General features: G+C 55.5%; 20 protein-coding genes. 8 read left to right on the top strand and 12 right to left on the bottom strand.

Features of this window, described 5'->3' with window-relative positions:
* Nucleotides 1-150, top strand: coding sequence for a hypothetical protein (locus ACQZQY_RS07110; protein ID WP_162997802.1), 150 nt, complete (start codon nt 1-3; stop codon nt 148-150).
* A 382-nt stretch (nt 151-532) separates the two neighbouring features.
* Here the strand turns inward: ACQZQY_RS07110 and ACQZQY_RS07105 are convergent, their stop codons facing one another.
* The gene (locus tag ACQZQY_RS07105) at nt 533-1,201 is read right to left on the bottom strand and encodes a glutathione S-transferase (RefSeq protein WP_431296842.1); all 669 of its coding nucleotides are present in this window, start codon (nt 1,199-1,201) and stop codon (nt 533-535) included.
* 269 nt (nt 1,202-1,470) lie between these two features.
* Here ACQZQY_RS07105 and ACQZQY_RS07100 point away from each other — a divergent pair, with 269 nt between their 5' ends.
* Nucleotides 1,471-3,564, top strand: coding sequence for a putative bifunctional diguanylate cyclase/phosphodiesterase (locus ACQZQY_RS07100; RefSeq protein WP_056776135.1), 2,094 nt, complete (start codon nt 1,471-1,473; stop codon nt 3,562-3,564).
* A 12-nt stretch (nt 3,565-3,576) separates the two neighbouring features.
* On the opposite strand, the gene ACQZQY_RS07095 is transcribed toward ACQZQY_RS07100, so the two are convergent.
* The 4 genes from ACQZQY_RS07095 to ugpB all read right to left on the bottom strand — a co-directional run bounded on the left by ACQZQY_RS07095 (nt 3,577) and on the right by ugpB (nt 8,360).
* The gene (locus ACQZQY_RS07095) at nt 3,577-5,139 is read right to left on the bottom strand and encodes a methyl-accepting chemotaxis protein (RefSeq protein ID WP_136374998.1); all 1,563 of its coding nucleotides are present in this window, start codon (nt 5,137-5,139) and stop codon (nt 3,577-3,579) included.
* Between the two features lie 235 nt (nt 5,140-5,374).
* Nucleotides 5,375-6,172, bottom strand: coding sequence for an inositol monophosphatase family protein (locus ACQZQY_RS07090; RefSeq protein ID WP_056776133.1), 798 nt, complete (start codon nt 6,170-6,172; stop codon nt 5,375-5,377).
* On the bottom strand, nt 6,169-7,002 hold the full coding sequence (locus ACQZQY_RS07085; protein WP_431296841.1) for a glycerophosphodiester phosphodiesterase family protein: 834 nt from the start codon (nt 7,000-7,002) through the stop codon (nt 6,169-6,171). The genes ACQZQY_RS07090 and ACQZQY_RS07085 overlap by 4 nt, the downstream gene beginning before the upstream one ends.
* 32 nt (nt 7,003-7,034) lie before the next feature.
* A complete protein-coding gene (gene ugpB, locus ACQZQY_RS07080; RefSeq protein ID WP_431296840.1) occupies nt 7,035-8,360 on the bottom strand; it encodes a sn-glycerol-3-phosphate ABC transporter substrate-binding protein UgpB in 1,326 nt (441 codons plus the stop codon).
* 211 nt (nt 8,361-8,571) lie between these two features.
* Between ugpB and ACQZQY_RS07075 the strand changes: the two genes are divergently transcribed.
* Nucleotides 8,572-9,645, top strand: a complete 1,074-nt coding sequence (locus ACQZQY_RS07075) for an ABC transporter substrate-binding protein (protein WP_056776127.1) — start codon at nt 8,572-8,574, stop codon at nt 9,643-9,645.
* A gap of 80 nt (nt 9,646-9,725) precedes the next feature.
* Nucleotides 9,726-10,466: a molybdate ABC transporter substrate-binding protein gene (locus ACQZQY_RS07070; RefSeq protein WP_390974033.1), complete on the top strand. Its 741-nt coding sequence runs from the start codon at nt 9,726-9,728 to the stop codon at nt 10,464-10,466.
* 7 nt (nt 10,467-10,473) lie between these two features.
* Here ACQZQY_RS07070 and ACQZQY_RS07065 read toward each other — a convergent pair whose 3' ends face one another.
* Nucleotides 10,474-11,331, bottom strand: coding sequence for a PA4780 family RIO1-like protein kinase (locus ACQZQY_RS07065; protein ID WP_122094513.1), 858 nt, complete (start codon nt 11,329-11,331; stop codon nt 10,474-10,476).
* Between the two features lie 472 nt (nt 11,332-11,803).
* Between ACQZQY_RS07065 and ACQZQY_RS07060 the strand changes: the two genes are divergently transcribed.
* On the top strand, nt 11,804-12,919 hold the full coding sequence (locus ACQZQY_RS07060) for an SDR family oxidoreductase (protein WP_122094514.1): 1,116 nt from the start codon (nt 11,804-11,806) through the stop codon (nt 12,917-12,919).
* A gap of 97 nt (nt 12,920-13,016) precedes the next feature.
* Here ACQZQY_RS07060 and ACQZQY_RS07055 read toward each other — a convergent pair whose 3' ends face one another.
* The 3 genes from ACQZQY_RS07055 to ACQZQY_RS07045 all read right to left on the bottom strand — a co-directional run bounded on the left by ACQZQY_RS07055 (nt 13,017) and on the right by ACQZQY_RS07045 (nt 15,169).
* Nucleotides 13,017-13,640: a glutathione S-transferase family protein gene (locus ACQZQY_RS07055; protein ID WP_431296839.1), complete on the bottom strand. Its 624-nt coding sequence runs from the start codon at nt 13,638-13,640 to the stop codon at nt 13,017-13,019.
* Nucleotides 13,641-13,677: 37 nt separating this feature from the next.
* Nucleotides 13,678-14,217: a GNAT family N-acetyltransferase gene (locus tag ACQZQY_RS07050; RefSeq protein ID WP_431296838.1), complete on the bottom strand. Its 540-nt coding sequence runs from the start codon at nt 14,215-14,217 to the stop codon at nt 13,678-13,680.
* Nucleotides 14,218-14,296: 79 nt separating this feature from the next.
* The gene (locus ACQZQY_RS07045) at nt 14,297-15,169 is read right to left on the bottom strand and encodes a helix-turn-helix domain-containing protein (RefSeq protein ID WP_136374989.1); all 873 of its coding nucleotides are present in this window, start codon (nt 15,167-15,169) and stop codon (nt 14,297-14,299) included.
* 189 nt (nt 15,170-15,358) lie between these two features.
* On the opposite strand from ACQZQY_RS07045, the gene ACQZQY_RS07040 reads away from it, so the two are divergent.
* Nucleotides 15,359-16,267, top strand: a complete 909-nt coding sequence (locus ACQZQY_RS07040) for a DMT family transporter (protein WP_183848347.1) — start codon at nt 15,359-15,361, stop codon at nt 16,265-16,267.
* Between the two features lie 136 nt (nt 16,268-16,403).
* Here the strand turns inward: ACQZQY_RS07040 and ACQZQY_RS07035 are convergent, their stop codons facing one another.
* Nucleotides 16,404-17,144 (bottom strand): SDR family oxidoreductase, encoded by a 741-nt coding sequence (locus ACQZQY_RS07035; RefSeq protein ID WP_390974024.1) that lies wholly within the window; start codon nt 17,142-17,144, stop codon nt 16,404-16,406.
* 120 nt (nt 17,145-17,264) lie between these two features.
* Between ACQZQY_RS07035 and ACQZQY_RS07030 the strand changes: the two genes are divergently transcribed.
* Both ACQZQY_RS07030 and ACQZQY_RS07025 read left to right on the top strand, forming a co-directional pair.
* Entirely contained in the window at nt 17,265-18,167 is a 903-nt protein-coding gene (locus ACQZQY_RS07030) for a LysR family transcriptional regulator (RefSeq protein WP_390974022.1), read from the top strand.
* 56 nt (nt 18,168-18,223) lie between these two features.
* Nucleotides 18,224-18,712 (top strand): hypothetical protein, encoded by a 489-nt coding sequence (locus ACQZQY_RS07025; protein WP_431296837.1) that lies wholly within the window; start codon nt 18,224-18,226, stop codon nt 18,710-18,712.
* A 51-nt stretch (nt 18,713-18,763) separates the two neighbouring features.
* Here the strand turns inward: ACQZQY_RS07025 and ACQZQY_RS07020 are convergent, their stop codons facing one another.
* Nucleotides 18,764-20,338 carry a hypothetical protein gene (locus tag ACQZQY_RS07020; RefSeq protein WP_431296836.1) on the bottom strand — a complete coding sequence of 525 codons (1,575 nt, stop codon included), beginning with the start codon at nt 20,336-20,338 and terminating at the stop codon, nt 18,764-18,766.
* Nucleotides 20,339-20,464: 126 nt separating this feature from the next.
* Entirely contained in the window at nt 20,465-21,622 is a 1,158-nt protein-coding gene (gene hpxO / locus ACQZQY_RS07015; protein WP_421670638.1) for an FAD-dependent urate hydroxylase HpxO, read from the bottom strand.
* Between the last annotated feature and the right edge of the window lie 133 nt (nt 21,623-21,755).

Below are 21,755 nucleotides of genomic sequence, written 5' to 3'. Positions count from 1 at the left end.
ATGTCTTTACTGATTAGCCTGCGTGGTCATTATGAAACCGTTTCTTCACGTTCGCTTCCTTACCTGATGCACGAAATACCGGCAAAACCGGCGTCACGTGTGCAGGGCAAACGTTTAACTCACATCGCGTATGGCGGGACTAAAATTTAGCGCAAACGATTATCCGGCCTCTTATACCCTCTTTTCAACTCTGTTTGCCGACAATTTACCGTTGTCCGGTCAAGAAAAACGCGAATTTGCTGCAAATTTGTCCCGATGGCGGTTTGCTGAACGATATCGGTTGCGCACGCGATGACAGCAACGCAAAAAAGGCGGGGACGGCGGGTAAGAAACGCGGCGGCGTCAGAAATAAAATTCAGCACTGAAACACCGGAGATAAATCAGGAACGGGCGGGCAAACGTTGAAAATAAAATATCATGACAGTTATTAAGGGTTATTTAATTAAAGGCGCTCATCACGTAAATATGTCACGCGCGAACGCCCGGAAAATAAAAACAACGCGGCACAAAGACACCTCAGCCTGAAATAAACTTAACGCATGATGGTGAATGGCCCTCCATTTTCCAGGGCTTTCTGATAAGCCGGTCGCGCCGTGACATTGGATAACCAGGCATTAAGACGGGGATATTTTCCCAACCCTGCGCGCGCATTAATGGCTTCTACCGGGAAACTCATCTGGATGTCAGCCGCGCTGAACTGATAACCGGCGAAATAAGGGTTGACGGCCAGATGCTGCTCGAGGAAATCCATGTGGGTGGTCAGCTGTTTATCGATGTAATTTTTCTGCACGCCCTGCCCGATGGCGCCGGCAATCGGACGGATCAGCCACGGCATCGGCGGTTTGCCTAAACGCCCGAAAATCAGTTTCATGACCAGCAGCGGCATCAGTGACCCTTCGGCGTAATGCATCCAGTAGCGGTACTGCTGACGCTCGGCCAGAGCCGATGGCTTCAGCACCCCTTCGGCGTCATAGGTTTCCTGTAAGTATTCAATGATGGCGCCAGACTCGGCCAGGATCAGCCCGTTATCTTCCAGCACCGGCGCTTTTCCCAAGGGATGCACTTTCTTTAAAGACGCGGGCGCCAGCATGGTCGATTTATCCCGCTGATAACGCTGAATTTCATAAGGGACGCTCACTTCTTCAAGCATCCACAAAATTCGCTGTGAACGTGAATTATCTAAATGATGTACTTTAATCATGAATCTGTTCCATCCCGTGACGTTTAATTATTTGTTAACTATAGACAAGACTTTGGTTCTCTGTTTATCACGCTTTAAAAAAACCTTGCATTCATCAGGTGTAATTTTGCATGCGTTTTTTTTATTTGATTAAAACCACTTACAGATTAATCTTAATTACGCGAAAACAGATTTTCGTGACTTCATTCGCCTTTAATAACTCGTGATGCGATTAACGCCGAATATAAAAACAGCCCGTCTCATTGACCCCTGCTTGTGTGGAGCCTTACATGTTTTCCAGTAATTACAACAATGTGCTGGTGATGTTTTCATTCATTGTTGCAATGCTTGCCTCTTATACCGCGCTGGATATGGCCGGGCGGGTCGCGACCACTCAGGGAAAGGCCTCCCGTCTCTGGTTAACCGGTGGCGCAATCGCCATGGGGATCGGCGTCTGGTCGATGCATTTCATCGGAATGCTGGCATTCAACTCAACGGTATCAATGGGTTATGACCCGCTGATCACCTTACTCTCCATGCTTATCGCCATTATTTCCTCCGCCTTTGCGCTGTGGCTGGTGTGCCTGCCGCAGTTACCGATGATGCGTTTATTGGCCGGTTCACTGCTGATGGGCGGCGGGATTGCCGCGATGCATTACACCGGCATGGCCGCGATGCGCATGATGCCGCCTGTTATCTACAGCGTGCCGTGGGTGATGGTGTCCGTACTGGTGGCCGTGGTGGCGTCGGGTGCGGCGCTGTGGATGGCCTTCCATTTACGTCAGCAGTCGCCTAACGTGCGTCTGTTGCGCATCAGCGCCGCCGTGATCATGGGCACCGCCATTGTCGGTATGCATTACACCGGCATGGCCGCCGCCACATTCCCGCCGATGAGCCACAGCATGGCCGCCAACAGCGGTGTGGATAACAACTGGCTGGCGCTGCTGGTCATTGTGGTGACGCTGGCGATCCTGGCGATTACGCTGATTATCTCGGTGCTTGATGGCCGTATGCAGGCGCGCACGTCGGTGCTCGCGTCTTCCCTGGCGCAGGCCAATCGCGAGCTGACCCAGTTAGCCCTGCATGACAACCTGACCAAGTTGCCCAACCGTCTGCTGCTGGAAGATCGTCTCGGTCAGGCCGTGCAGAAAGCCACGCGGGGAGAATCCGAATTTGCGGTGTTGTTTATCGATCTCGACGGGTTCAAGGCGGTCAACGACGCCTTTGGCCATCACATTGGCGATCAGCTGCTGGTGTCGGTGACTGAGCGGCTGCTGTCGCATTTACGCGCGTCGGATACACTGGCACGGCTGGGCGGCGATGAGTTTGTCCTGCTGACAGAAATCACCGAGCCGACCGATGCCTCACAGCTGGCGGATAAACTGGTGCACCTGATTGCCCGCCCGTTCCACGTTTCGCGTTACGAACTGCTGGTATCCGCCAGTATTGGTATTGCCGTGTATCCGGGCGACGGCGAGAACGAACGCGAACTGATGCTTAACGCCGATGCGGCGATGTATCACACCAAAAACTCAGGCCGCAACGGCCACAGTTTCTTCCAGCCTTCGATGAACGCCAATGCGCAAAATCAGTTGCAGATGCTTAACGACTTGCGTCTGGCGATCGAGCATCACGAATTACGTCTGCATTATCAGCCAAAATTTATCGCTCCTTACGGGCCGGTCAGCGGCTTTGAAGCCCTGCTGCGCTGGGAGCGCGAAGGTAAAACCCTCAGCCCGGACGTGTTCCTGCCACTGGCGGAGAAAACCGGTCTGATCATTCCTATCGGCGAATGGGTGTTGAATGAAGCCTGCCGCCAGTTACGTGAATGGCACCTCGCCGGGCACACCACCTGGACGGTGGCGGTAAACCTTTCCGCGCTGCAATTCGAGCAGGCGAATCTGGTGGAAATGGTCATCGATACCGTTGAACGCCACCACATTCCACCGGAAATGCTGACGCTGGAAGTGACCGAAACCACCGCGATGCGCAACCCGGACGTCAGCGTGGCGATACTCGAGCGTCTGACAAAATACGGTGTCAAAGCCTCGATTGATGATTTCGGCACCGGCTACTCCAGCCTGCTCTATCTCAAGCGTTTACCCGCCAGCGAGCTGAAAATCGACGGCGCATTTATCAACGATCTGATCGCCGGAAGCGAAGATGCCAGCATCGTGTCTGCCATTATTGCCCTCGGCCAGACGCTGAATCTGAAAGTGGTGGCCGAAGGCGTGGAAACCACCCAGCAACAAGATTTCCTCACCCAGCTGGGGTGTGACACCTTGCAGGGCTATCTGCTCGGGCGGCCAATGACCCCGGAGCAAATCGCCCGGCACCCGGATTCGGCCTGGGAACCACAGCTCACCATCACGCAACAGCCCTGACAGCGGCTGACATCAGACCGCAGCCGTGCGGAAGAACCGCACGGCATTGCGCAACTCGACACTCTGTTCCGTCAGCGATTGCGCCGCCGCCGCGGCCTGCTCCACCAGCGCGGCGTTTTGCTGCGTCACCCGGTCCATCTGATCCACCGCAATGCCCACCTCATGAATGCCGGTATGCTGCTCGGTGCTGGCAGTCGAAATTTCACTGACAATTCCCGCCACCTTATTCACTGAATTCACGATGTCGTTCATCGCCTGACTCGCGCGGTCAGCCTGCTGCGAACCTTCGGCAATTTTAGAGACGGTGCCGTGGATCAGATTTTTAATTTCTTTCGCCGCCTGCCCGCTTTTCTGCGCCAGAACGCGCACTTCGCTGGCCACCACCGCAAAACCTTTGCCCTGTGTGCCGGCGCGTGCCGCTTCTACCGCCGCATTCAGCGCGAGAAGATTGGTCTGGAAGGCAATACCTTCGATCACGCTGATAATATTGATGATTTCTTTTGAACTGCCGGAGACATCCCGCATATGCAGTTGCATGCCGCTGACGATCGACCCGCCCTGCGAAGCGGTTTCTGACGTCGCGTGTGCCAGCTGGCTGGCCTCGCGGGCGTTCTCCGCATTCTGGCTGACGGTGGTGGTCAGGTTTTGCATGTTGGCGCTGGTCTGCACCAGCGAGGCCGCCTGCTCTTCGGTTCGCTGCGATAAATCAATGTTGCCCTGCGCAATCTCGCTGGCGGCATGATTGATCGACTCGCTGCCGTTCATGATCTGATGGATTGTCTGGTTCAGTTGCTGATTCATGCGGCTCAGCGACGCCAGTAAACTGCCGCTGTCGCCGGGCCGCAGAACGATCTCCGTCGCCAGATTTCCCGCCGCAATCTCCTGCATGATCGCCGCCGCGTACGCCGGTTCGCCGCCCAGCTGCCGGTTGAGATTTCGCGCCAGCAAGAGCGCCATCGCCACAGACAGCAGCAACGCAAACACCACCAGCACCAGGAACAGCACGCTGGCAGAGTGGTAATGGCTGCGCGCCTGTGCCGCCGCGTGCTCACTGTTGCTGACTTCGTCTTTAACCAGCGTGGCGAGATCGGCCATCAGCTGTGTGCGGTATTTTCGTGAGTTATCGCCGCTGATTTGCGTGGCCTGCGCCACATCATTGCGATCCATCGCTTCAATCACCTGATCGTTCGCCAGCGAAAAGCGCTGAAAGTTATCGACGATTTGCTTAAACAGCGCCGACTGGCTGCCGCCGCTGTTCAGATTCTGATAGGCATGTTCCGCGGCTTTAAAGTTAGCCACCGCCTGCATGATTTCCACCCGGTGACCGTCGCGCGGCGCGCCCTGCGGTGAAGCGATGTATTGCACCTGTTGCAGACGCAGCTCGGCCAGCGTGCCGCGCATCACCAGCGGGTACTGAACGCCCGGCAGCCGGTACGCACGGTAATCTTCAATCTGCTGATTAATATTTTTCAGCTGCCAGGCAGAGGTCGCGGCCAAAATCAGCATCAGGGAAAGAACAAGGGCAAACGCCCCCATCAGGCGGGCGAGCACGGAAAGTTGGGTTAATTTATTCATCAGGACACAGCAAAGTGAGTGACAGGAGTCAGAGATAACGGCAGAACCATGAGGAACTTTATGGTGAAATGAAACAATATTTCATTTTGTTAAATGCTGTTCTTTATCGTGTAATCAGAGGGTTACCTGAAGAATTCAGGATGTTACTTCAGGCAGGAAAAAACAGGATGTCGCCCGCATTTCCCGCCAGGCTCCCGAAATGACCGGGAGCAGCGAGTTGGTGGGCAAGGAGGCGTTAACGCGGCGCAAAATCCGGCCACAGCGGCCCAACGGCGGCCATCAGTGACGGCGTGCCGGTGGCGACCGACATATGCCGGTAGTTTTCATTTCCGGCCGTACCGGCGAAATGGACAACGGTATCCAGCCCGGCTTCCTGACACAGCACAACACCTCCCGCGATATCCCACAGCGTGGTGCGACGTTGCAGATGCCCGTCGATAATGCCTTTGGCGGCGAACACCATGCCGATCGTGGTACAGCGGTAACAATGTACTGACCACTCAGCGGCCCGCAGGCCGCGATAAAACGCCGAGGCTTCATCCAGCTTGTCATCGGAACTGTCGCCGAGCGACACAATCTGCACATCCCCAAAGCGGTCGTCACGGTGAAACCGCTTGCCGTTAAGGAACAGGCCTTTACCCGATTCTGCGGCAAACAGATCGTTGAGCACCGGCAGCGCAATCACGCCGAGGGTCGGTTTTTTGTTTTCCACCAGCCCGAGCGAGACGCCCCACAGCGGTGAACCGCGCAGAAAATTCGACGTGCCGTCGATAGGGTCAATCACCCAGCAGGCGGCGTCCGTCAGCACGCCCCCCATCTCTTCACCGATGATCGCATCCTGCGGAAAATGCTGTGCCAGCTGCGCACGGATAAACTGCTCCACTGCCACATCGGCTTCTGAAACGAAATCCTGCGGGCGCTTGCTGCTGACTTCAATGCTGTCGCGACGGTTGAAAAAACCCAGCGCCAGTTCGGCAGCCTGAGCAGCAATAGAGCTGGCAATCGCCAGTTTGGCGGAAAGCGTGATCGTCATTGGTTACCTCTGTTTTTAAGCCAGCGCACCAGTTGCCCGACATGGTCGGTCTGAAACGCCCGGACGCCGGCATCCACCAGCACACCCCATACACCGTCGGGATCCACCGCAGCGCGGCTGTCACAGTAATCCAGCGAATGGGAGACATCCAGCGTATTGACCCACAACCGGACGCCGAGGCGTTTAAGTTGCTCGCGGGCGGCGATCACGTCGGCCAGATCGCTAAAGTTCAGTTCAATCATCTGCGCACCGAACTGCGTGATTTTGCGCAAATCATCCGAAAACTTGCCCGGACGGGCGTGCAGGATCGGCATATAAGGGATCCGCGCATCGGTTATTTGCAGCGGAAAACGCTGGGTTTTCAGATCGATCTTGCTTTTAAGCAGCACGCCGTCGGCCATGTTCATGCTGAGGATCAGCGCCACGATGCGATCGAAATCCCGCGCATACTTGATGTCCACATTCACTACGATGCGCCCGCGGGCTTCTTCGAGTAACTCTTCCAGCAAAGGAACGCGTTCGCTGGTGAGCACCATGCCTTCGCGTCCGTCTGCGGCCTTCAGCCTCGCGCGACGAACGGCTGCCAGCGACATGGTCGCCACCTCGCCCTGGTAATCACAGGTACGGTCAAGATGGGCATCGTGGATCACCACCACCTGCGAATCGGCGGTGGTTTGCGCATCAATCTCGATAATATCTGCGCCCTGATGAATCGCCTCATGCAGCGCAGCAAGTGAATTTTCGGGGGTGGTTTGCCATACGCCACGGTGGGCAATAACCAGCACATCCGGGTTCTCCGGAGAAATCAAAGATCGGGTTAACGCTTTCATCATCACTCCTGACATCGGGAAAAAATCACCGGCTATTGTTTGGCTGCAATCGACGTTTCGAACCGGCGCAGCAGCAGATTTCCGCGGGTCACCATGTTATCGAGCGAGGCTTTAGGGGTTTCCTGACCGTTCCAGACTTTCTCCAGCTCCTCGTCCATGATGGTGCGCACCTGAGACATATTGCCCAGCCGCAGCCCTTTGGTGAACGGCAGCGGCGGCTTGTTGATCATCTGTTTCATCGCGATATCGGCCCCCGGATGGGTCTGATAAAAACCTTGTTCGCGGGTCAGCGTGTAGGCCGCGTTGGTGATCGGCAGATAACCGGTTTTCTGATGCCATTCGGCGGCGATGTCCGGCTCAACCAGGAAGTGCAGGAACTCAGCCACGCCCTTGTAGGTTTCCGGCGTTTTGCCTTTGAATACCCACAGACTCGCGCCGCCGATAAAGGCATTTTGCGGTGCGCCCGGCGCGCCATCCTGATAAGGCATCATGCCGACGCCTACATCGAATTTTGCGTACTGACGGATCCTGTTCAGCGAGCCCGACGAGGTGGTCAGGATGCCGCAATCGCCGCTGTAGAATTTGGTGGTGGCATCGTCGTTACGGCCATAGAACGAGAAATCCCCTTTCTTGTGCATCTCATTGAGCTGCGTAATGTGTGCCGTCTGCAACGGGCCGTTAAAGTTGAGCACGGCATCGGTACCGTCGAAGCCGTTGTTGCGCGTCGCCACCGGTAAACCGTTCCATGCGCTGAAGCCTTCGATCTGGATCCAACCCTGCTGACCGGCATTGGTGTAACCACATGTCATGCCCGCCGCGCGCAGTGCCGCGGCATCCGTCGCCAGCGCATTCCAGGTTTTAGGCGGCTCGTCGGGATCCAGCCCGGCTTTTTTAAACGCATCTTTGTTGTAATACAGCACCGGCGTCGAGCTGTTGAACGGCTGCGAGATCAGATGCCCGGTTTTGCTGTCGCTGTAATAGGCCGCCACGGAAGGCACAAAGGCGCTTTCGTCATTAGGGATGCCCGCATCCTTAAACACCTGCGCCACAGGCACCACGGCGTTGCTGGCCATCATGTTCGGCGTGCCCACTTCATACACCTGCAAAATATCCGGCGCGTTACCGTTGCGGTACGCCGAGACGCCTGCGGCCAGCCCCAGCTCATAATTGCCTTTGTAGACCGGCACCACGCGGTATTGCGGATGAGTTTGGTTAAAACGGTCAGCCAGCGCGCTGACCTCTTTACCTAAATCACCGTCCATGGAATGCCAGAAAGTCAGCGTCGTTTGCGCCTGGGCGCCAAAGGCCATTATCGCCAGCGCACTCATCAGCGTGGCGCGCATTACTGGGTTTTTCATGATCGCTCCGGTTGAAAAGCTTAACAATTATCCGGCGGTAACCTTGGCACGCGTGTATGACAATTCAGGGAGGAAATCATGAACAAACGGTGACATGCCCCGCATAACCTCATCCCAAAACCGTTGCCCGAAGCGGGATTGTCGCCGGTCATATTCATCTCGCCCTTAACGCTATATAATCCTATGCATAACGAAATCAGAGGATCCCGCCGTGCGTTCATTTTCATCCACCGTCCTTCTCGGACTTGTACTGAGCTTTTCCGTCCCTTCCGCTTTTGCTTCACGCCTGATAACCGACCAGCTGGGCCGCCAGGTGACCCTGCCTGACAAGGTTGATCGCGTGGTGGTGCTGCAACATCAGACCCTGAATCTGCTGGTACAGCTCGACGCCACCCGCAACATCGTCGGTGTGCTCAATAACTGGCAACAGCAGCTCGGCAGCGGTTATGTGCGGCTCGCGCCTTCACTGGTGAACACGCCGGTGGTCGGCGATCTGACCAGCGTCAATCTGGAAAGCGTGGTCGCGCTGCATCCGCAGGTGGTGTTCGTCACCAACTATGCGCCGCAGGAAATGATCGACCAGATAAGTCAGACCGGTATCGCCGTGGTGGCGGTGTCGCTGCGTGACGATCCGAAAGGCGAAGAACACAAAATGAACCCGGCGCTGCCGGATGAAGACCGGGCGTATACCGAAGGGCTGAAAAAAGGCATTACGCTTATCGGCGACGTGATGAACCGCCAGAAACAGGCGCAGGCATTGATCGACTATACTTTTTCTCAGCGTCAGCTCACCGGCGAACGGCTGAAAAACATTGCGCCGGCGCAGCGTATCCGCACGTATATGGCCAATCCTGACCTGACCACCTACGGATCCGGTAAATATACCGGGCTGATGATGGCGCGTGCCGGTGCCATGAACGTGGCAGCCGCGACGGTGAAAGGTTACAAACAAGTGTCGCTGGAACAGGTCATCGCCTGGGATCCGCAGGTGATCTTCGTGCAGGATCGTTACCCGGAAGTGGTCGGGCAGATCAACCACGATCCGAACTGGCAGAGCATCGATGCAGTGAAAAACCACCGCGTATACCTGATGCCGGAATACGCCAAAGCCTGGGGCTACCCGATGCCTGAAGCGATGGCTCTCGGTGAATTGTGGATGGCGAAAAAGCTGTATCCGCAAAAATTTGCTGACATCGACATGCAGAAACAGGCAGATGCTTACTATCAGCGCTTCTACCGGACGGATTTCAAACCCGCCGCAGAAGCCCCGCACGCGGGAAAATAATCCTGTTCTGTGCGTCGTACATGCTGTTGAAATCACTGCGTTTCAACGACTGTTTTGAAGTAATGTGACAAGGAGATCTGATGACAAAATCGATCAAAGTGCTCGCCGCGGGCAGTCTGCGGCGGGCGTGGGCGCCACTGTGTGAGGCGTTTCAGGCAGAAACGGGCATCCGCGTGGTCACCGAATTCGGCCCTGCCGGGCTGCTGCGTGAACGGATCGAAAAAGGTGAAAAACCCGATCTGTTCGCCTCTGCCAACACCGCGCATCCGCTGGCGCTGCAACAGCACGGCAAAGCGCTGGACGTGCAGACCTTTTGCGGCAACAGCCTGTGCGTCACCGCGCGTAAGATGCCGGAACTGGAGAAGCTTAACTGGCTGAGCGTACTGCTCGATCCGCGTTTTCGTCTGGCGACATCGACGCCGCAAAGCGACCCTTCAGGTGATTACACCTGGCAAATGTTCGAACTGATTGAACGACGTCATCCCGATTCCGGCGCGGTGCTGCGCAATAAAGCGTTGCGTCTGGTGGGCGGCGAGAAGTCGGCGAAGGTGCCGGAGGGGAAACTGGCGGCAGAATGGTTGATTTGCACCGGGCAGGCCGACGTCTTTATCGGCTACACCAGTTACGCCACCCTGCTGCGGGAAAATGATGAGCTGGAGGTGTTTAATATTCCTGCGGATTACAACGTGCGCGCCAGCTATGCGCTCGCCACCTGTACGGAGAAAGCGAAACCGCTGGCGGAGTTTATCCTGTCAGAAACCGGCCAGCATATTTTGCAGAACGCCGGTTTTTGCGGGAAGCATTCGGTGATGCCGGACTGATGACGGCTTAGTGGTCGAGATCGCGTTCTTTCATTGCCCGCTGACGATCGTAGTATTCATCTTCGGCGGCAATGATCTCATCGAGCAGTGAATCCACATCGGCTTTATGCGTATCTTCGGCGAAGTGCCCGGTAAGAAGGGTTTCCGGCGTCAGTTTGCCATCTTCATACAACGCCCAGATTTCTTTCGCGTAGCGGGTCGTCTGCAACTGCGGCGCAAAGCGGCTGTAGTATTCGGTCATGTTATTCACATCGCGTTCAAACATGGATTCGGCGTGGTTATTCGCCGCGGCATCCACGGCCTGCGGCAGGTCGATAATCACCGGCCCCTCGGCATCCATCAGCACGTTAAACTCTGACAAATCTCCGTGAACGATACCCGCACACAACATCCGCACGATATTGCGGATCATCGTCTCGAAATCCGCGACGGCTTCTTCTTCCGTCAGGATCACATCACTCAGACGTGGCGCTACCACGCCATCGCCGTCGGTGATGAGCTCCATCAGCAGCACGCCATCCAGACAAATATAGGGCTGCGGTACGCGCACACCGGCATTCGCCAGACGGAACAACGCATCGACTTCCGCCGTCTGCCAGGATTCTTCCTGCTGCTTGCGACCAAACTTCGAGCCTTTTTGCATCGCACGGGCGTTGCGGCTGTTACGGACTTTTCGGCCTTCCTGATACTGAACGGCCTGCTTGAAACTACGCTGCGTAGCTTCTTTGTACACCTTGGCGCAACGGATCTCTTCACCGCATAAAACAGTGTAAACGTCGGCTTCTTTGCCACTTTTCAGTCGACGGACCACATCGTCTATCAGGCCGTCATCCACCAGAGGTTGGATTCTATTTGGGATTTTCATGCAGCCTTGTACCTTATTTCAGCGCGTGAGGGAATGACCTGCGCAATATTCCCTGCATTACACACCAGACACGCCGTTCGCGTCATCCTCGTTATCGCTCCGGAGCAGTCCAAAGACAGACCCCCCTAAACATGAGTAGTTTAACGTAGTGACAGCATGGTGGATACTTTCTGCACGTATCTTCTCGCTATTATGCGTAAAAATGGCCCCCTGCGCGCCCTGTTGCCCATCCGGTTTATTCGCTGTTAATTTGGCTTAAATAACGAGAAGAGAGAACGAATGTATTATTGAGATGTTTCCCGGTGTAACCAACGAATGCCATATATTTAGTTTTTCATTAAAATGAACTTTCCTGATTTTTTAAGCTTTTCGTGCTGTTTAACTGCCGTTTAATTAGCGCAAAAAACGGTATACGTTCTGTTTACAGTCCGGGTGATACTGTCTCAATACTTTCCCGTTGCAGGTCTTAATAATGAACAGTATTTTAATTACCGGTGCCACTGGCTTTGTCGGCGGTGCAGTTGTTGAATATCTTTTACGTCAGAAATTAACGGCGAAGAGCCAGTTATTGTTATTAGTCAGAGCAGACGATAATGCGACGGGACTCGCCAGAATCATCGATAATTTAAAGAAATTTGAATTAAGCGACGAACTGCTTTCTGCGTTAACTGAACAGTCTATTTTAACCGGCGATCTGGCCGAACCCGAAAGCTTTATTCACGACCCGCGTTTAGATCAGGTGACTCACGTGATCAACTGTGCGGCGATTGCCTCATTCGGAAATAATCCGGCCATGTGGCGCGTCAATGTCGAAGGCTCTCTGGTGTTCGCCAAACGCATGGCGCAGGTGAAAGGCTTGCAGCGTTTCGTTCACGTCGGCACGGCGATGGCCTCCATGCCGGACAAAGACAGCGTGTTCTATGAAGGAATGCCGGACAACGAGCACAACGAAGACCTGGTGCAGTACACCATTTCCAAGCGCGCTATCGAAAATCTGGTGCGTTCAGAGTGCCCGACACTGCCGTTCGTGGTGGCACGTCCGTCGATTATCGTCGGTCACACCCAGTACGGTTGCCAGCCGTCGAGCAGCATTTTCTGGGTCTTTATGATGGCGATCAAGCTGAAGAAATTCACCTGTAACCTCGACGATGAAGTCGATGTTATTCCTGTCGATTATTGCGCCATGGTGCTGGTGAAATTATGCCTGGCAGCCGAACTGAGCCACAGCTTCTATCATATTTCGTCCGGCGCGGAAATGTGTACACCGTTCCATGAAATAGACACCTCGGTGGCAAAAGCCAATAATACTTCGCGTATTATTAACGAATACGAGCAGATCAGTTATCAGGAATTCACCGGCATTCGCAAACAATTTAAAGATGTTTTAGGGCCGTGCAATGACAAAATTATTTTACGTGCCATTAAATTGTACGGCGGATTCGCGCAGTTAAACGTGAAGTTTGATAATTCCCGGCTGATGGATATGGGCATTCCTAAACCGGCGGCATTTAAGAGTTATATTGATAAGTGTGTTTTCTCGACGCATGGTCAGACAATTCCTGAACTCATGAGAGTCGATTTTAAATAAACCGATGCGTCTGTTGAAAAATAGAGAAGGTTTAGAATAACAGGACGCGGCACAGGACATTGCCGCGTCTTTTTTTATTTTCAGCCCGGCATCCGCATCAAACCATGCCGTTGCGACCAAACAGCCGGTAACCTTCGCGCTGATTCAGCCGATCGTAATACGCCGAGACGGCAGGCAGCGCCGGGCGCGACATCGGCGTCATCGACCAGCGGTTAACGGCAAGCCCCAGTGGAATATCGGCCAGGGTAAAATTATCGCCCAGCACATAGTCGCCGCTGCGCTGAAGCTGCTCTTCCAGCATCTGCATATGACGGTTCCATTCGCTGACACCGGCATCAATCAGCGCCGGATCGGTGTGCTGAGGGCTGTTGCGCGCCAGTGCCGGAAACGCATATCGCCATGAATTATTCAGCTCACCCGCCTGCCAGTCCATCCACTGTTCGGTCAGCGCACGCCGTTTCGGATCCGATGACAGCAGATCTTCCCGCCCTTCCTTCGCCGCCAGATATCGGCAAATGACGTTGGATTCCCACAATACGAATTCGCCATCGAGCACCACCGGCACCATGGCATTCGGATTCAGCGCCCTGAATTGTGGCGTCTGCACAGACTGAAAACCTGAACCAAACTGTTCCTGCTCAAATTCCAGCCCCAGCTCGTGGCAGGTCCATAACACCTTACGCACATTGATCGACGTCGATTTACCCAGAATCTTCAGCATGACTTCCCCTGACAAAATGGAACAACCGCAATAACCATCAGGCTTTGGGCTGACGGAGAAAAATCCGCGTTGCCGAGCCGTGATAGGTGGTGTCGGTGTGCGCCACAAATCCGCACTTTTCCGCCAGCCGGACAGACGCCTGATGCTCCGGCGCAATAATGCAGCATAGCTGACGATCGAGGTTTTCATCGGCCCAGGACAGTACCGCCCTGGCCGCTTCGACAGCATAGCCTTTGCCGTGAAACTGCGGTGCCACCACCCAGCCCATTTCCGCCATGCCGTTGAGCGATGGCGTCATCTCCCGCTGATAATCCGCCAGACCAATTTCACCGGCGAACGCCCCTTCTTTACCGTTGTGTTTTTCAAACACAATCCAATAACCAAAACCCAGCATCTGCCAGTGGCCGGTATAGCGCAGTAACCGGCTCCAGCTGGCTTCGCGGCTGGACGGCGTACCGCCAATGTATTTCACCACGGCAGGATCCGCCCACTGCGCGGCAATAGCATCAAAATCATCAATGCGATGACCACGTAAAATCAGACGTTCGGTTTCAATAACAGGCGCTTGGGCGTGCATGGTTGCTCCTCATTTCTCAGAATGACCATCACGTTAGCATTGAAGTTGAAAAGACGGGAAGTGCGGGCGGAGAAAGAAATTAAGATCCGCTGCGCAGTGCGCTCGGCGTGATACCGCGCACGGATTTGAAGCGGTGGCTGAAGTGGCTGGCGGAGCTGAAACCACATTCCAGCGCGATGGCGGTGATCTCCATGCCGGTGGTTTTCAGCAGATGTTCGGCGCGGATCAGACGGGCGTTCATCACGTACTGATGCGGCGCCATGCCCATACTTTGTTTGAACATGCGGGCGAAATGAAACTCGCTCAGTTCAGCCAGAAGCGCCAGTTCCGGCAGCATCAGGGGTTGCGCAAGGTGAGCGTGAATGTAGTCTTTTACCCGGTTCAGAATATGCGGTGCCAGTCCGCCGCGCACCGTCGGCAACGCCCATTGCAGATGAGTGTAGTTCTTCACCAGATGCGCCATCAGCAGGTTTGCCGCACTGCTCAGCATCAGCTGATTACTGTTTTCCTGCCACTGGCTGCTGAGCAAAAAGTGGCGATAGAGCAGCGTGATCTGCGGATCTTCTTCGAACGTGCGCTCTTCCATCTGAATCGCTGCCGGGCTGCGATCCCAGGTTTGCTCCACCAGATGACGCAGATGCTCATCAGAGCAATACACATGCACGAATGACAAATCATCGCGCACATCCCAGCTCGACATGCTGTTTTTTGGCATCAGACAAAAGCGGTCCGGGCCGCCGCCGTTGCGCCAGCCACCACGGGTTTTGTGATAACACTCGTAGCCGTCGGCGACGTACAGACTCAGCGTATGGTGATCCGGGCTTTCCTGGGTCACGGTGTCATTTTTATTCGACCAGGCCGCCAGCTGAATACCTGAACTCAGCTCCACACTGTCGTGCAGAACCGCTTTGTGCTTACGCAGCGTGTCGAAAGCCTGATAAACCTTGGTCATGACCTGCACCCGGAGGAAAAAGAAGAGGCCCAGTTTACGGGTTTTGACGGCATGAGAGCCAGATATTGCCACGCCGGCGCGCAAAGAAATGCGCAAGAATATGCAACTCAACCGCAAGCCGTTGAAAGCCAACGTCACCGGATTACCGCACACTTCCCTCAGACCATAATTTTTCAATGAGAGAAGTCGATGAACGCACTGCTTTATATTTCGGTGATTATTATCTGGGGCACCACCTGGTTTGCGATTTACCTGCAACAGGGCGATGTGCCTGTGACGGTGTCGATCTTTTACCGTTTCCTGCTGGCGGCGGTGATTATGCTGGTGGCGCTGCTGGCGGCCCGTCGCCTGCGCAGGCTCGCCCTGAAAGACCATCTTTTTTGCATCGTGCAGGGCTGCTGCGTCTTTTGCTTCAACTTTTACTGCTTCTATCACGCAGCGGCTTACATCACCAGCGGGCTGGAATCGGTGATTTTCTCGATGGCCGTGCTGTTCAACGCGTTCAACGGCATGGTGTTTTTCCGCCAGAAACTGGCACCGGCGGTTATTCCGGCGGCCGTTCTCGGGCTGGCGGGAATTATCACCCTGTTCTGGCACGATCTCAGCGCCGCCCACATTGCACCGGAACTGCTCAAAGGCATTGGCCTGAGCCTGCTCGGTACCTACGGTTTCTCGCTCGGCAATATGATCAGCGCCCGTCATCAGCGCCGGGGGCTGGACGTTCTGTCCACCAACACCTACGCGATGTTTTACGGCACAGCGGTGATGGGCGCACTGAGCGTGTTTCAGGGTGCCTCTTTCGCCATCGACCTGACGCCGCAATACCTCGGTTCGCTGGTCTACCTGTCGGTATTCGGCTCCGTGCTGGCCTTCGGCATTTACTTCACGCTGGTCGGACGCATTGGTGCCAGCCAGGCAGCCTACAGCACGCTGCTGTTCCCGCTGGTTGCCCTGACCGTTTCCACTTTCTACGAAGGGTATCAATGGCACATCAACGCCGTCATCGGGCTGGCGCTGATCCTGCTCGGTAATCTGGTGATGTTCTGCCGCCCGGCATGGCTGGAGATGTTCAGGCGCAAGGCGGCGGTGTCGCTTTAAATCAGCCCAATAAACTCTCCCCGCCAATCCGCGGAATGATGCGCGCGGGCACGTCGCTAAAACCCGTAGCAGTATTCCTGATCCGGGTTTTGCGATCTGTATTCCGGCGATTCATCTCTCCCTTAAAACGGGGAGGTTAGAGAATCCCGCCATTCGCCCTCAGCGTCTGGCCGTTTACCCAGGCGCCATCGGGGCCGGCGAGGAACGCCACCACGGAGGCGATATCTTCCGGCTGGCCGAGGCGTTCGAGCGGCGAGGTTTTGGCGAGGGTTTCCACCAGTTGCTCAGATTTGCCGTTGAGGAACAAATCCGTGGCCGTCGGGCCGGGAGCCACGGTATTCACGGTGATCTGGCGCCCGCGCATTTCTTTGGTCAGCACGCGACTCAGCGCCTCGACGGCCGCTTTGGTTGCGGCATACACGCCGTACGTCGGCTGGTATAACCCGACAACGGTCGATGAGAAGTTGATGATGCGCCCGCCGTTGTGCAGGTGTTTCGCCGCTTCGCGCAGGGTGTTGAAGGTGCCTTTCAGGTTAATGTCGATGAGGCGATCAAATGCGGCATCGTCGGTGTCGGCGATGGCAGAAAGCGTCATGATCCCGGCGTTGTTCACCAGCACATCCACGCCGCCAAATGCCTGTTGCGCACTGGCAAACATCCGGCTGACCGCCGCCGCGTCGCTGACATCGGCCTGCGCGCTGATAGCCCTGCCACCTGCCTTTTCGATTTTACTGACGACCGCGTCAGCCTCTGCCGCACCGCGCGCATAGTTCACGATCACGGTGAAACCGTCCCGCGCCAGACGCGCTGCGATAGCCGCACCGATGCCACGGGATGCGCCGGTAACCAGCGCCACTTTTTGATTGGATGACGTCATGATGTGTTTCCTTTTTGAGTGATTCGGATTCGTTGTCGCTGAAGAAAGAGTAGCCGATTGACGCTGCCGGATAATTCCCTGATATTCGTTATCACTATCCGGAAAAGGCGAACAATCATCATGGATAAACTCGACAGCATGGCGTTGTTCACCCGCGTGGTGGAACTGCGGAGTTTCACGCAGGCCGCACAGGCGCTGAACCTGAAACGCTCGACGGTGACTGACGCCATTAAACAGCTGGAAACGCAGCTCAACATCCGGCTTTTACAGCGCACCACCCGCCACGTCAGCCCGACGCTGGATGGCGAAGCCTATTACCAGCGCTGTCTGCGCATTCTGGCAGAGGTGGAAGATGCCGAAATGGCCTTCGCAGGGGCGCAGCCGAAAGGGCTATTGCGGGTGGATGTGCACGGCACGCTGGCGCGGCATTTCGTGTTGCCCGGCCTGCCGGATTTTCTGGCGCAATATCCTGATATTGAGTTTTACCTGAGCGAGGGCGACCGGCTGGTGGATCTGGTGCGCGAAGGCATCGACTGCGTGATCCGCGCCGGTGAGCTGAAAGACAGCGATATGGTGGCGCGCCCGCTCGGCACGCTGCCGGAAATAACCTGCGCCAGCCCGGACTATCTGCAACGGTTCGGCACGCCAGACACACCGGACGATCTCACCGGACACCGGATGATTGGCTACCGCTCCAGTGCGACCGGCGGGCTGTTGCCGCTGGTTTTTCAGGTTCAGGGTAAAACCCGTGAAATTCTGCTGCCGACGCCATTTTCGGTCAACGGCGCGGAGAGCATGAAAGAGGCCGCACGGCGCGGAATGGGCATTATTCAGGTGCCAAAATACGCGCTGACTGACGATCTCGCGCAGGGAAAACTGGTGCAGATCCTGGCCGGTTTTCCGGTGGGTGCGATGCCGGTGGCTTTACTTTATCCCCGCAACCGCCAGCTTTCGCCACGCGTGCGGGTATTCATTGACTGGATGGTCAAAGAGTTTGCGCGGCGCGATCCGCATCTGACATAGTAGATTTCTCAGGTCTGAACCCGCTACGTTGAAAGGCTAAATATCAGGAGACGCCGATGACCCAACCTGCTGTATTGCTGCATATTGGCCGCGAAGAAACGCGGGTTACCGTCCGGCATGACGATATCGACGAGAAAATATTGCCGCTGACACTCGGCTCACAGCTGACTTCCGTCGGCTATTTTCGCCATACGCCGCCAACGCCGGATGAAATGGAAAACGCCATTATGGTGGTCGAGGATGAAATCATCCGCATCCGCCACGATATCCCGCCGGGCGCACAATTGTTCAGTACCGACAATGATATTCGCGCACTGGCACGCCTCGCAGGCGTGGCTGAAAATGAAGTGATGACGCTGTCTCTCGAGGCCGTGGAGCGCACGTTCGACCGGCTGGCATTGGTGATCAACGGACGTCCTGCGCAGTTCGAGGGCATACCCGATGGCAATGATTTCGCCGCCACTCTGCTGATTTTGCGCGAGTTTATGCATCATCTGCAATTTGCGGATATCGTGCTGAAAGGGGCGAAGTTTGAGATGTTGTGATAACAGCAACAGCCCCTCACGGGGCTGTTGAAAAGGCCGTCAGGCCAGTGTTCATCTGTTTTTCAGCGCGCCCGGATCAGACTCCAGCAGCACCAGACTGCTGAGATCCGGCTGGTTTTGCTGACGCAGATAATCTTCAAAGGAGATGCGCGGATGGTTGCTCTCCCAGTCTGATTGCAGCTTGCCGAGCAGATCAGTGGTTTTCGAGGTGTCCACCGGCGTGGTGGTGTCTGACTCCAGCCATCCCTTCACATATTTTTGGATATGCGTGGAAGTACTGGCGCGCTGATCCACCGACGCACTCACCAGAGCACCCTTCTGATACTGAATATTGGTGGTGCTCTCGGCCTTGTCATCAATCTGATAATACAGATAATTCTGCGAGTTTCTGTCGGTCGTCAGGTTGAGCTGTAAACCCGACGTCAGCGCTTTGTGGTAGCTGGCAACCAGATGTGACTGCTGCTTCTGTGAAATATGCCGATCCTGCGTGCCGGTACCGGTAATGCTGCTCGACTGCGACACCTGATAAGAGAAGGTGTCCACCTCGTCCGGGCGCATCGGGTTGGTTTTATCCACCGGCGTCTGCGAGACAGAGGCCGTGAAATCTGCCAGACCGGATACCATGTTTTTATCGGTCCGGGTCAGCGAGAAATACACCGGTTCTCTGGCGCTGCTTTTATGCGTGGTCGCGCTCTCGCCATAATTCGAATTCAGCGCCGTAAAAGCATCCCTGAACATGGTCATCAGCGCATCGTCCGCGTTACCCCGGCTTCCCGCATTGTCGAACTGTTTCAGATACTGGTTCAGCGCCTGCGTCTGCTGACTTTCCGTACCCAACAGGGCGCGCTTACTCATGTCCACGCTGATATTCACGGTGCCGTCGATCCCGGTGGATTTCACCGAACGGGTACTGGCGTCAGCGTGAAAATCCAGCGTCCGGGTGTTTTCAGTGCCCAGACTGGCGTGCAAATCCACCGACGTCAGCACCGAGGTATCAAACTTTGTCAGTCCGCTCAGATCGAGCTTCGGCGGCTGCGCCGTCAGGCCATCAATCGCTTTCTGAAAACCTTCCGCCATGTTCGCCAGCGCCTTGCGGTCGGCATCGCTCAGCGTGCCTTTGCTGACATTCACCTGCACGCCGAGCCCGTCATCATCACTGCCGAGCGTGATCTCCACCAGCGCGCCGCTGGCGGTTTTAATACTCAGGCTGATCTGATTGTCGGCTTTGGTGTGGAGCTGGGTTTGGGCGGCGACGTTACCCGCAGAACTGGCGGACTGAGCGGAAGTCTGCTTCATCACCGATTGCGAATAACTGCCGCTGTCGGTGGTAAAGCGTTCAAGCAGGGCGGCACCGAGCCCGGAAAAACGCGCCGCATTACCGGCGTTGCTGAAATTCGAGGCGAGCTTTGAAGACATCAGGTCGCTGGAAGAACGTTCCCAGACCAGTGCCGGTTTGGTGATGTTGTAGACCGGCGACGTGGCATCGGTCTGGCCGATGATTACCGCGGCGGATTGCGCCGTTGTCGCTTGCTGCTGACTGGCCGCCGGAGACACCGTGGCCGTCGTTTTGGTGGCGGTAAGCAGCGTATTAAGCGCCTGATTACCTGTCGCAGAGATAACTGTCATCCTGATGAGTCCCTATGTTTTTGCGTCATAGCGCCAGTGGATACCTTGATCCTTCTGATGTTATTTTCGGCAAAAACACAGGAAACTTTAAGGAGTTGTAAAAACTTATTTCCTGCGCATTACAGGTTATTCCAGCGGGCCGCCCAGAATGGTTTCGCACATGCCGGAGAGAATGCGCTCGCCGGTTTCGGTTTTCAGATCTTCGTACCATTGTTCGGTGACGGCCATCTCTTTGCCGTGGGTCACGTCGCAGCGTTTGCGGGCTTTGAGCACCAGATCTTTCACGCGGTACGCGCGTTTTTCCTGATAACGCAGCAGCGCATCTTCAATGCCTAACGAATTGGTTTGCAACATATTCGCCAGTACCACGGCGTCTTCCATCGCTGCGCAACCGCCCTGCCCGATATCCGGCGTGGTGCTGTGGCCGGAATCGCCGAGCAGCGCAATTCGCCCTTTCACCAGTTGCATAAACGGGTCGATGTCGTGGATTTCGACGCGGTTAGTCGTCTGCGGGTCAATCTGGCGGATCAGCTTCTGCACCGGCTCCGCCCAGCCTGTAAAATAGCCCTGCAAATCGTCGCGTACGGTGGTGCGATCCTGCGGTAAACCTTTCGGCAGTGGCACGTCAAAGAAGAAGTAGAAACGGTTGCCGCTCACCGGCATCAGGGAAACGCGTTTGCCTTCGCCGACAAACGTCGTCCACTGATCGGCAGGCGCGATGCTTTCGTCGATTTCCACCAGACCGTTCCAGTTGACGTAACCGGCGTAGCGGCGCTCTGTGGTGTAGCCCAAAACATGCTGGCGGATAATGGAATGGGTGCCGTCGGCGGCGATCAGTAAATCGCCGGTGGCAGATGTGCCGTCATCAAACCAGGCGGTGACGCTGTCGGCGGATTCCTCAACGTGCGTCACGCGCTTGCCAAACTGCACCCGATCGCGGCCATACGTGTCGAGCAACATCGCCTGAAGTTCCGCGCGTGCCACCGGATAAGGCTGCTCGCCAACGCTCTGAATCAGCGGATCCATACTGAATCGCGTCATGGTCTGGCCTTGCTGATATTCTTTGTAGGCCATAAAACGCATGTTACCGCCAAGCTCGCGCAGCGCGTCTTTCATGCCGAGATAGTTCAGGCACTTTACGCCGTTGGGCCAGATGGAAATCGCCGCGCCGACCGGTTTGATCTCTTTCACCGCCTCAAAGACCGCCGTCTCGATCCCAAAACGCTTCAGCGCAATCGCCGCACATGCACCGCCAATACCGCCACCAATCACGATCGCTTTCATATTTTTCTCCTTGAAGTCTCACAAGGAAAAAGCAATTTCTGTACCAGAAAGACAATTTGCCGCCGAAGCCTTGTATACAATCTTAAGTGAAATCAGAAACTGCCGGAGTGCGGGAGTGATGCCCTAAAACAAG

Source organism: Rahnella sp. PAMC25559, from assembly GCF_050632365.1.
GTDB classification, from domain to species: Bacteria; Pseudomonadota; Gammaproteobacteria; order Enterobacterales; family Enterobacteriaceae; genus Rahnella; species Rahnella rivi.
This window is presented reverse-complemented; position numbering and strand designations above follow the sequence as displayed.

What these genes read in the sequence shown, in the direction of transcription:
- ACQZQY_RS07110 (WP_162997802.1), top strand. Translation starts at nt 1, where the DNA reads ATGTCTTTACTGATTAGCCTGCGTGGTCATTATGAAACCGTTTCTTCA.
- ACQZQY_RS07105 (WP_431296842.1), bottom strand. Translation starts at nt 1,201, where the DNA reads ATGATTAAAGTACATCATTTAGATAATTCACGTTCACAGCGAATTTTG.
- ACQZQY_RS07100 (WP_056776135.1), top strand. Translation starts at nt 1,471, where the DNA reads ATGTTTTCCAGTAATTACAACAATGTGCTGGTGATGTTTTCATTCATT.
- ACQZQY_RS07095 (WP_136374998.1), bottom strand. Translation starts at nt 5,139, where the DNA reads ATGAATAAATTAACCCAACTTTCCGTGCTCGCCCGCCTGATGGGGGCG.
- ACQZQY_RS07090 (WP_056776133.1), bottom strand. Translation starts at nt 6,172, where the DNA reads ATGACGATCACGCTTTCCGCCAAACTGGCGATTGCCAGCTCTATTGCT.
- ACQZQY_RS07085 (WP_431296841.1), bottom strand. Translation starts at nt 7,002, where the DNA reads ATGAAAGCGTTAACCCGATCTTTGATTTCTCCGGAGAACCCGGATGTG.
- ugpB (WP_431296840.1), bottom strand. Translation starts at nt 8,360, where the DNA reads ATGAAAAACCCAGTAATGCGCGCCACGCTGATGAGTGCGCTGGCGATA.
- ACQZQY_RS07070 (WP_390974033.1), top strand. Translation starts at nt 9,726, where the DNA reads ATGACAAAATCGATCAAAGTGCTCGCCGCGGGCAGTCTGCGGCGGGCG.
- ACQZQY_RS07065 (WP_122094513.1), bottom strand. Translation starts at nt 11,331, where the DNA reads ATGAAAATCCCAAATAGAATCCAACCTCTGGTGGATGACGGCCTGATA.
- ACQZQY_RS07060 (WP_122094514.1), top strand. Translation starts at nt 11,804, where the DNA reads ATGAACAGTATTTTAATTACCGGTGCCACTGGCTTTGTCGGCGGTGCA.
- ACQZQY_RS07055 (WP_431296839.1), bottom strand. Translation starts at nt 13,640, where the DNA reads ATGCTGAAGATTCTGGGTAAATCGACGTCGATCAATGTGCGTAAGGTG.
- ACQZQY_RS07050 (WP_431296838.1), bottom strand. Translation starts at nt 14,217, where the DNA reads ATGCACGCCCAAGCGCCTGTTATTGAAACCGAACGTCTGATTTTACGT.
- ACQZQY_RS07045 (WP_136374989.1), bottom strand. Translation starts at nt 15,169, where the DNA reads ATGACCAAGGTTTATCAGGCTTTCGACACGCTGCGTAAGCACAAAGCG.
- ACQZQY_RS07040 (WP_183848347.1), top strand. Translation starts at nt 15,359, where the DNA reads ATGAACGCACTGCTTTATATTTCGGTGATTATTATCTGGGGCACCACC.
- ACQZQY_RS07035 (WP_390974024.1), bottom strand. Translation starts at nt 17,144, where the DNA reads ATGACGTCATCCAATCAAAAAGTGGCGCTGGTTACCGGCGCATCCCGT.
- ACQZQY_RS07030 (WP_390974022.1), top strand. Translation starts at nt 17,265, where the DNA reads ATGGATAAACTCGACAGCATGGCGTTGTTCACCCGCGTGGTGGAACTG.
- ACQZQY_RS07025 (WP_431296837.1), top strand. Translation starts at nt 18,224, where the DNA reads ATGACCCAACCTGCTGTATTGCTGCATATTGGCCGCGAAGAAACGCGG.
- ACQZQY_RS07020 (WP_431296836.1), bottom strand. Translation starts at nt 20,338, where the DNA reads ATGACAGTTATCTCTGCGACAGGTAATCAGGCGCTTAATACGCTGCTT.
- hpxO (WP_421670638.1), bottom strand. Translation starts at nt 21,622, where the DNA reads ATGAAAGCGATCGTGATTGGTGGCGGTATTGGCGGTGCATGTGCGGCG.